Raw genomic sequence first — 7,036 nt, forward strand, 5'->3', positions numbered from 1 at the left:
GGTGCGGGATGGGGATCGCTCGGCTCGTCTGTCGGCTGCTATCCGCAGATATCATGTTGACGGTCCCTCCACCCTGGCTCCTACATACCGCGTAGGAGCCGGGAGGAACATACAAGCCCATGCTCGGCTGCTTCTGCAGGGACAACAGCCGAGCATGGGCTCGGCTCTACCGCAGCCCCGGCACCGCCCCGACTTACGGATACAGCAGGCGCTTGCTCCAGCGCCCTTCGGCACCGGCTTCATAGCACCAGCGTTCGTGCAGGCGGAACTGCGCGCCGTACCAGAACTCGATGCGGTCAGGCACCACGCGCAGGCCGCTCCAGCCGTCGGGGCGCGGCACGTCCTTGCCTTCGAAGCGCGCTTCGACCTCGGCCACACGCGCATCGAATTCCTCGCGCGTTGCCAGCGTCTTCGACTGCTGCGAGGCCCACGCGCCGATCTGGCTCATGCGCGGGCGGCTGGCGAAATAGGCGTCGGCCTCAGCATCGGCGACCTGCTCGACACGGCCCTCGATGCGCACCTGGATGCCGGCCTCGCGCAGGCTGCGCCACAGGAACAACAGCGCGGCCTGCGGATTGGCCCGCAGCTCACGGCCCTTGTGGCTGTCCAGGTGGGTATAGAAGACGAAGCCGCGCTCGTCGAAGGCCTTCAGCAGCACGGTGCGCGCCGAGGGACGGCCCTGCGTATCGGCGGTGGCCACCGTCATCGCGTTCGGCTCGACCTCGCGGCTCTGCCTGGCCTCTTCGAACAGGGCGGCAAACGTGGACAGGGCTTCTGCGTACAGGTCGCTCATGATTGCGTTCTTCTCACACGGATTGGGCTATTGTGGCTGCATGGCCGCTGCTGCGTATATGCCCCAGGTGAAAGGATTCCCCGAAACATTGGCCGAACAGGTGCTGGACGATGCACTGGGCAGCGGCGCAGCAGTTCCAGTATTGGCGATCAGCGGCCTGCAGGGGAGCGGCAAATCGACGCTGGCCGCGCAGGTGGTGGCCCGCGCCCAGGCACGCGGCCTGAACGCAGCCACGCTGTCGATCGATGATGTCTACCTCACCCGCGCACAGCGCCAACGGCTGGCCCGCCAGGTGCACCCACTGCTGATCACCCGCGGCCCGCCTGGCACCCACGACCTGACGCTGGCCCACGCGGTGCTCGACGCCGTAACCGCACGCCAACCTTTGGCGATGCCCCGCTTCGACAAGCTGGCCGACGAACGCGTGCACGAAGCGCAATGGCCGCGTATCGAGCAGCCCCTCGACCTGCTGGTGTTCGAAGGCTGGTTCCTGGGCACGCCGGCGCAGGATGACGCCGCGCTGGACAGCCCGTTGAACGCACTGGAGCGCGAAGCCGACGCCGATGGTCGCTGGCGGCGCTGGTGCAACCAGGTGCTGGCCCGCGACTACCCGGCGCTGTGGCAGCGCTGCGACCGCCTGTGGTTCCTGCAGCCGCCGGATTTCTCGGTGGTACCGCGCTGGCGCTGGCAGCAGGAGCAGAACCTGCAGGCCGCGCAGCCGGGCCGGCACGGCATGAGCCGGCCACAGCTGGAGCGCTTCGTGCAGTACTACGAGCGGGTCAGCCGCCAGGCGCTGCATGCCCTGCCCGCCCTGGCCGACCACGTGGTGGTGCTGGACGGCCAGCGACAGGTGCAGGACGTGCGCTGAGCGCGCCTATTCCACCAGGAAGGTCACCCGCAGGTTGACCCGCCATTCGCTGATTTCGCCGCTGCCATTGGTCACCACCTTGGTCTCGTTCACCCAGGCGCCCTGGATGCCCTTGACCGTCTCGGAGACCTTCTTCAGACCGCTGCGCACGGCGTCCTCCACGCTCTTCGGCGAGGAGGCGGTGATTTCGATGACCTTGGCGACCGTCATGGCCTGTACTCCGGTTGGCGCGGGAAACCCCGCAGGAACGCCTACCCTGACGTGAAGGACGTAAAGGCCGGGGCACGGAGGTGTTAGCATCAGACGGCATGAATCCTGCTCCGAACCTGATCCTGATCGGCCCGATGGGCGCCGGCAAAACCTGCATCGGCCGCCGCCTGGCCGAGCGCTTCACGCTGGACTTCATCGATGTCGACCAGGCCATCGTCGACGCCGCCGGCGCCAGCATCCCGACCATTTTCGAGCACGCCGGCGAAGCCGGCTTCCGCAGCCATGAGCGGCAGGCCTTGGCCCGCGTGCTGGAAGGCCGAGGCCAACTGGTCTCCACCGGCGGCGGAGCGGTGCTGGATCCGGACAACCGCGCATTGATTGCCCGGCGCGGCTTCGTGGTCTACCTGCGGGTCGGCGTGGCCGCGCAGCTGGAACGCCTGGCCCGCGACAAGGGCCGGCCGCTGCTGCAGCGCCCGGACCGCGAGCAGGTGCTGCATGATCTGGCCGCACAGCGCGACCCGCTGTACCGAGAACTGGCCGACCTCACGCTCGATACCGACCCGTATACCGCTGCCGACGCGACTGCCCAACTGGTAGTCAAGCTGGCCACGAAATGGCAGCGCCAGGACATGACCACATGACTTCCCCCGCCTTGCTGCAGGTCGCCGTTGGCGGCGATCGCCCCTACTCCATAACCATCGGCGCCGGTGCCCTGGCCGATGGCGCTGCACTGGTTTCACACGTGCGCGGCCGCCATGTGCTGCTGCTCAGCGACAGCGAAGTGGCTCCGCGCTATCTGGCGTCGGCCAAGCAGACGCTGTTGGCCGCACGCCCCGACCTGATCGTCGGCGAGCACGTGCTGGCCGCCGGCGAAGCCTCCAAGACGCTGGCCGAATTCGGCCGTGCCATCGAAGCGCTGGCTGCGCTCGGCGCCACCCGCGATGCCTGCGTGTTCGCGCTGGGCGGCGGCGTGGTCGGTGATCTCGCCGGCTTCGCCGCGGCCTGCTGGATGCGGGGCGTGGACTGCGTGCAGCTGCCCACCACCCTGCTGGCGATGGTCGATTCGTCAGTCGGTGGCAAGACCGCGGTCGACATTCCCGCCGGCAAGAACCTGGTCGGCGCCTTCCATCCACCGCGCGCGGTCATCGCCGATACCCGCGTGCTGGCCAGCCTGCCAGCGCGCGAGCTGCGTGCCGGCCTGGCCGAAGTGGTGAAGTACGGCGCGCTGGGCGATGCCGTGTTCTTCGAATGGCTGCAGCAGCATGCCGATGCGCTGCTGGCCGGCGAGGATGCCACGCTGGCCGAAGCCATCGCGCGCAGCTGCCGGCACAAGGCCGCCATCGTCGAGCGCGATCCATTCGAGAAGGGCGAGCGTGCCCTGCTCAACCTCGGCCACACCTTCGGCCATGCCATCGAAACCGAGCAGGGCTACTCCGCGCCCGGCCGCGATGCGCTGAACCATGGCGAGGCGGTGGCGGTGGGCATGGTGCTGGCGGCGAAGCTGTCCACCGACCTGGGCCTGGCCGACGATGCCGACCGCGCGCGCCTGCAGGCACTGCTGGAACGCCTGGGCCTGCCGGTGGCAATCCCGGCCGGGCTCGACCCGCAGGCCCTGCTCGGCCGCATGCGCCTGGACAAGAAGAACGTGGCCGGCCGCCTGCGCCTGGTGCTGTGGCGCGGCATGGGGCGTGCCGAAGTGGTGCCGGACGTGGATGAGGCGGCGGTGCTGAAGGTGCTGTCGGGCCGGTAGAGCCGGCCGCGTTGCGGCCGGGGTCACTCTGGCCCCGCTACAATCGTCGGCATGCACGTCTACCTGCAACATCCCGATGCCGGCGCGCAGGCACCGCGCTTCCTGCGCCTGAGCCTGCTGCCGGACCTGTTCGGCGGCTGGGAACTGTTGCGCGAGAGCGGTCGCGTCGGTGGCCGCTCGCAGCTGCGGCGCGAGCTGTTCCTGCAGGCCGACGAAGCCCGCCATGCCTTCGAGAAGGCCCGCGATGCCGAACTGCATCGCGGTTTCCAGATCCTCTCGCACGGCGACTGACGCCGCTGCCAACTTTCGCCCAAGGAATGCCCATCGTGACCAGCCCTCTCCGCAACGATCGCCTGCTGCGCGCCCTGCGCCGCGAACCGGTGGACTGCACCCCTGTCTGGCTGATGCGCCAGGCCGGCCGCTACCTGCCGGAGTACCGCGCGACCCGGGCCAAGGCCGGCAGCTTCCTGGCCATGGCCAAGACCCCGGAGATTGCCTGCGAAGTCACCCTGCAGCCGCTGCGCCGCTTCCCGCTGGATGCGGCCATCCTGTTCTCGGACATCCTCACCATTCCCGATGCGATGGGCCTGGAGCTGTACTTCGTCGAAGGCGAAGGCCCGAAGTTCCGGCACCCGGTGCGTGACGAAGCCGCCATCGCCCGGCTGGCGGTGCCGGACATGGAACAGGACCTGGGCTACGTGATGGATGCGGTACGGCTGATCCGCCGCGAACTGGACGGCCAGGTGCCGCTGATCGGCTTCTCCGGCAGCCCGTGGACACTGGCCTGCTACATGGTGGAAGGCGGTGGCAGCAAGGACTTTGCGCGCATCAAGGCCATGGCACTGAACCACCCGCAGGCCCTGCACCGCCTGCTGGAGGTCACCACCGACGCCGTGATCGCCTACCTTGGCGCGCAGCGCGCGGCCGGTGCGCAGGCGCTGCAGGTGTTCGACACCTGGGGTGGCGTGCTGTCGCCGTCGATGTACCGCGAGTTCTCGCTGCGCTACCTGCAGCGCATCGCCGAAGGCCTGGACCGTGGCCAAGGCAGCGAACGCACGCCGCTGATCCTGTTCGGCAAGGGCACCGGCCTGCACCTGGAAGCACTGTCGCAGACTGGCGCCGACGCGCTGGGCCTGGACTGGACCCTGGACCTGGATGAGGCCATGCGCCGCACCGGCGGCCGCGTCGCCCTGCAGGGCAACCTCGACCCGACCACGCTGTACGCCTCGCCGGATGCGATCGCCGCCGCTACCGCGCGCGTGCTCGACACCTATGCCGCTGGCAATGGTGGTTCGCGCGAGGGCCATGTGTTCAACCTCGGCCATGGCATGTCGCCGGACATGGACCCGGCGCATGTACAGGTGCTGGTCGACGCAGTGCACGCGCACAGCCAACGCTGAGCATTCCGCATGCAGGTACGGCGCGACCTTGATCGCGCCGTGACCCGCAGTGCGCGATCATGGCGGCCCCCACGCTGCACCGGCCGCACCCCATGTCCACATCGCCATCGACCTACAACCGCCAGCGTCCCCTGCTGTGGCTGGTGTCCCTGGCGATCTTCATGCAGATGCTGGACTCGACCATCGTCAACACGGCGTTGCCGGCGATGGCGGCCAGCCTGGGCGAGAGCCCGCTGCAGATGCAGTCGGTGGTGTTCAGCTATGCGCTGGCGGTGGCCACCTTCATTCCCGCCTCGGGCTGGATCGCCGACCGCTATGGCACCCGGCGCACCTTCCTGGTGGCGATCATCCTGTTCACCCTCGGCTCGCTGGCCTGCGCGTTGGCCCAGCACCTGCACCAGCTGGTCGGTGCGCGCGTGCTGCAGGGCATCGGCGGTGCGATGCTGCTGCCGGTCGGCCGGCTGGCGGTGATGCGCTCGGTGCCACGCGAGGATTTCCTGCGCGCGATGAGCTTCATCGCCATCCCCGCGCTGGTTGGCCCGCTGATCGGCCCCACGCTGGGCGGCTGGCTGGTCGAGATCGCCTCATGGCACTGGGTGTTCCTGATCAACCTGCCGATCGGCGTGATCGGTTTCATCGCCGCGATGAAGATCATGCCCGACCACTACGCCAGCCATCGCACCCGCTTCGACCTGCGCGGCTACGTCATGCTGGCCTTCGCGATGGTGGTGCTGTCGCTGGCGCTGGACGGCATCTCCGGCCTGGGTACGCCACATGCGCTGGTGATGCTGATGACCGTGGCCGGCCTGGCTGCGCTGGTGGGTTACTGGCTGCACGCCGCCAACTCCACCGCGCCGCTGTTTTCGCTGGCCCTGTTCCGTGTGCCCAGCTACCGCATCGGCATCCTCGGCAATCTGTTCTCGCGCATCGGCAGCAGCGCCATGCCGATGCTGATCCCGTTGCTGTTGCAGGTCGGCCTGGGCCTGGGCCCGATGAACGCCGGCCTGATGATGGTGCCGGTGGCGGCGGCCGGCATGGTGTCGAAGAAGCTGGCGGTAAAGCTGGTCGAGCGCTACGGCTACCGCCGCGTACTGATGGTCAACACCGTGCTGGTGGGCCTGGCGATGGCCAGCTTCATCCTGATGACACCGGGCCAGCACCTGGCCTGGCGCCTGCTGCAGCTGGCGTTCTTCGGTGCGGTCAATTCGCTGCAGTTCACCGTGATGAACACCGTAACCCTGCGCGACCTGGACCGCGAGTTCGCCAGTTCCGGCAACAGCCTGCTGTCGATGGTGATGATGCTCGCCGCCGGTTTCGGTGCTGCGGCGGCCGGCAGCCTGCTGGCCGCGTTCGGCAACCACCTGGACAGCAACAGCGCGACCGCCGCGCTGCATGCCACGTTCCTCTGTGTGGGCGCGATCACCCTGACCTCGACGATGATCTTCTGGCAGCTGCCGGATACCAAGCCGGAGCCACGGCAGGTTGAGCACGTGGCGGAGTGAGGGTGCTTCGGCAGGGCTGCCGCCCTGCACCTGCAGAGGCTTCAAGCCAAGGCAACAGCAACGGCAAAAGCAGGCATTCCGTGGGTGGTGAGGCGGTGTGGGCTTGCAGGACACGCCGTAAACCCGTCCCTGGGGGCTCGATGGCGCCATCCATGGCGCCAACGGTCCTGCAAGCCCACACCGCCCCACCTTTGACAGATTTTCGCGATCGGGTAGATCCACGCCATGCGTGGATGAATCTCCATCGAGATCGAATATGTCGAATTGAGATCGAAAACCATCCACGCATGGCGTGGATCTACTGCAGATCGCAGAATTCTGTCGAAGGCGGGGTGGGTCCGGTTGCGGGAGTGTCCGCGGCATGGATGCCGCGGCCAAGCCCCCAGGGTGAAGTGACCCCCGAGACTTGGACAGGGGTCAGGCGGCCGATTGGGCCTGTTGGGCCTGCTCCCGGTACTGTACCGGGCTCAGGCCCTTCAATTTCAATTTGATTCGCTCTTGGTTGTAGTACTG

General features: G+C 68.0%; 9 protein-coding genes. 6 read left to right on the top strand and 3 right to left on the bottom strand.

Features of this window, described 5'->3' with window-relative positions; translation table 11 throughout:
- Positions 1–193: 193 nt before the first annotated feature.
- A complete protein-coding gene (gene pdxH, locus VG543_RS21095) occupies positions 194–793 on the bottom strand; it encodes a pyridoxamine 5'-phosphate oxidase (protein WP_346470137.1) in 600 nt (199 codons plus the stop codon).
- A gap of 40 nt (positions 794–833) precedes the next feature.
- On the opposite strand from pdxH, the gene VG543_RS21100 reads away from it, so the two are divergent.
- Positions 834–1,661: a kinase gene (locus VG543_RS21100; RefSeq protein WP_329843420.1), complete on the top strand. Its 828-nt coding sequence runs from the start codon at positions 834–836 to the stop codon at positions 1,659–1,661.
- Between the two features lie 6 nt (positions 1,662–1,667).
- On the opposite strand, the gene VG543_RS21105 is transcribed toward VG543_RS21100, so the two are convergent.
- On the bottom strand, positions 1,668–1,871 hold the full coding sequence (locus VG543_RS21105; protein ID WP_423179234.1) for a dodecin family protein: 204 nt from the start codon (positions 1,869–1,871) through the stop codon (positions 1,668–1,670).
- A gap of 98 nt (positions 1,872–1,969) precedes the next feature.
- Here VG543_RS21105 and VG543_RS21110 point away from each other — a divergent pair, with 98 nt between their 5' ends.
- From VG543_RS21110 to mdtD, 5 genes are all read left to right on the top strand, one after another.
- Entirely contained in the window at positions 1,970–2,512 is a 543-nt protein-coding gene (locus tag VG543_RS21110) for a shikimate kinase (RefSeq protein WP_423179235.1), read from the top strand.
- Complete coding sequence (gene aroB, locus VG543_RS21115; RefSeq protein ID WP_019660052.1) at positions 2,509–3,621, top strand: 3-dehydroquinate synthase; 1,113 nt, start codon at positions 2,509–2,511, stop codon at positions 3,619–3,621. Before VG543_RS21110 ends, aroB begins: the two co-directional genes overlap by 4 nt.
- Positions 3,622–3,672: 51 nt before the next feature.
- Complete coding sequence (locus tag VG543_RS21120; RefSeq protein ID WP_423179236.1) at positions 3,673–3,912, top strand: WGR domain-containing protein; 240 nt, start codon at positions 3,673–3,675, stop codon at positions 3,910–3,912.
- Positions 3,913–3,938: 26 nt separating this feature from the next.
- Positions 3,939–5,021, top strand: a complete 1,083-nt coding sequence (gene hemE, locus VG543_RS21125; RefSeq protein WP_312543999.1) for a uroporphyrinogen decarboxylase — start codon at positions 3,939–3,941, stop codon at positions 5,019–5,021.
- A gap of 92 nt (positions 5,022–5,113) precedes the next feature.
- Positions 5,114–6,523 carry a multidrug transporter subunit MdtD gene (gene mdtD, locus VG543_RS21130; protein WP_026347030.1) on the top strand — a complete coding sequence of 470 codons (1,410 nt, stop codon included), beginning with the start codon at positions 5,114–5,116 and terminating at the stop codon, positions 6,521–6,523.
- Positions 6,524–6,940: 417 nt separating this feature from the next.
- On the opposite strand, the gene VG543_RS21135 is transcribed toward mdtD, so the two are convergent.
- The coding region (locus VG543_RS21135) for an IS3 family transposase (protein ID WP_134735908.1) at positions 6,941–7,036 on the bottom strand (96 nt) is incomplete at its 5' end.

It is taken from the genome of Stenotrophomonas sp. CASM101 (assembly GCF_049384845.1).
GTDB classification, from domain to species: domain Bacteria; phylum Pseudomonadota; class Gammaproteobacteria; order Xanthomonadales; family Xanthomonadaceae; genus Stenotrophomonas; species Stenotrophomonas hibiscicola.

Excerpts from the sequence above, each read along its gene's own strand:
- aroB (WP_019660052.1), top strand. The coding sequence starts at position 2,509 with ATGACTTCCCCCGCCTTGCTGCAGGTCGCCGTTGGCGGCGATCGCCCC.
- VG543_RS21100 (WP_329843420.1), top strand. The coding sequence starts at position 834 with ATGGCCGCTGCTGCGTATATGCCCCAGGTGAAAGGATTCCCCGAAACA.
- VG543_RS21120 (WP_423179236.1), top strand. The coding sequence starts at position 3,673 with ATGCACGTCTACCTGCAACATCCCGATGCCGGCGCGCAGGCACCGCGC.
- hemE (WP_312543999.1), top strand. The coding sequence starts at position 3,939 with ATGCCCATCGTGACCAGCCCTCTCCGCAACGATCGCCTGCTGCGCGCC.
- VG543_RS21105 (WP_423179234.1), bottom strand. The coding sequence starts at position 1,871 with ATGACGGTCGCCAAGGTCATCGAAATCACCGCCTCCTCGCCGAAGAGC.
- mdtD (WP_026347030.1), top strand. The coding sequence starts at position 5,114 with ATGTCCACATCGCCATCGACCTACAACCGCCAGCGTCCCCTGCTGTGG.
- VG543_RS21110 (WP_423179235.1), top strand. The coding sequence starts at position 1,970 with ATGAATCCTGCTCCGAACCTGATCCTGATCGGCCCGATGGGCGCCGGC.
- pdxH (WP_346470137.1), bottom strand. The coding sequence starts at position 793 with ATGAGCGACCTGTACGCAGAAGCCCTGTCCACGTTTGCCGCCCTGTTC.